General features: G+C 41.3%; 1 protein-coding gene. It reads left to right on the top strand.

Annotated elements, in window-relative coordinates:
• Positions 1 to 89: 89 nt before the first annotated feature.
• A complete protein-coding gene (locus BIV60_RS27985; protein WP_071358924.1) occupies positions 90 to 1,010 on the top strand; it encodes an alpha/beta hydrolase in 921 nt (306 codons plus the stop codon).
• The last annotated feature ends 65 nt before the right edge of the window (positions 1,011 to 1,075 follow it).

The following is a 1,075-nucleotide window of genomic DNA, read 5'->3' on the forward strand; positions in this document are numbered from 1 at the left end:
GACCTCGAGGGGCTAGGCGCCGGAGCTGGACCATTTCCAAAGGCAAAAATTTATCATTTTGAGTTGTGACATTTCAGGAGGTGCCCTGTTTGAAAAAGACATTTCGGACCTTATTTATTTTGTTATTTTTCTGGCTGGCGCTTGCGATTTATTTTACCAACCGGCTGATGTATATGAAAAAAAAGGATGAGGAATTTATTTTAAAGCGGGAAAAAGATGCTGGCAGGTATAATCCTGCTCAATTAAAAACGCTGCCCAAGAGGAAAGTCGAGATTTCATCACCCTTTGGGTATAGGATTAAAGCCGTTCTGGTTGAGCCGCACCAAACAGACCGCTACATCATTATTGCGCACGGTGTAACCGAAACGAAAGTCAATTCCGTTAAATACATGAATCTGTTCCTTGAACGCGGTTTTAATGCCTTGATTTATGATCATCGGCGTCATGGTGAATCCGGGGGAAAAACCACGAGCTTCGGTTATTATGAAAAATTTGATTTAAAAGCCGTCGTCGATTGGCTGAAAAAAGAAAAAGGGCAAAATCTTTTGCTGGGGATTCACGGCGAATCAATGGGAGCTGCAACCATGCTGCTGTATGCCGGAATGCTTGAGGACGGCGCCGATTTTTATATTGCGGATTGTCCATTCTCCGATTTCCGGACTCAGCTGGCTTATTTAATCAAAAAGAATTTTAAGCTTTTTCCCGGCATTTTACTCCCGATTGGAGACCTTATTTTACGCCTTCGGGATAAATATTCCATCCGCCATGTTTCGCCGATATCCGTTATTGAAAATATTCAACATCCGATTCTTTTCATTCACAGCCGCAAGGATGATTATATCTTGCCCTCGATGACGGAAGACTTATTTGAGCATAAAAAAGGACCTAAAATGCTCTATATGGCTGAAAAAGGCCGCCATGCCCAATCTTTTAATGAAAACCGTGCTGATTATGAACGAGTCATTGATGAATTTTTGCAAAAATACGTAAATCCGGCCCATTCCCGTTAAACAGACTAATCTATGGATTAGTCTGTTTATTTAAGGCTATTTTCGCATAGATTGTTGTTTTTCGT

Origin of the sequence: Bacillus sp. MUM 116 (assembly GCF_001866655.1) — a bacterium.
Classification (GTDB): domain Bacteria; phylum Bacillota; class Bacilli; order Bacillales; family Cytobacillaceae; genus Neobacillus.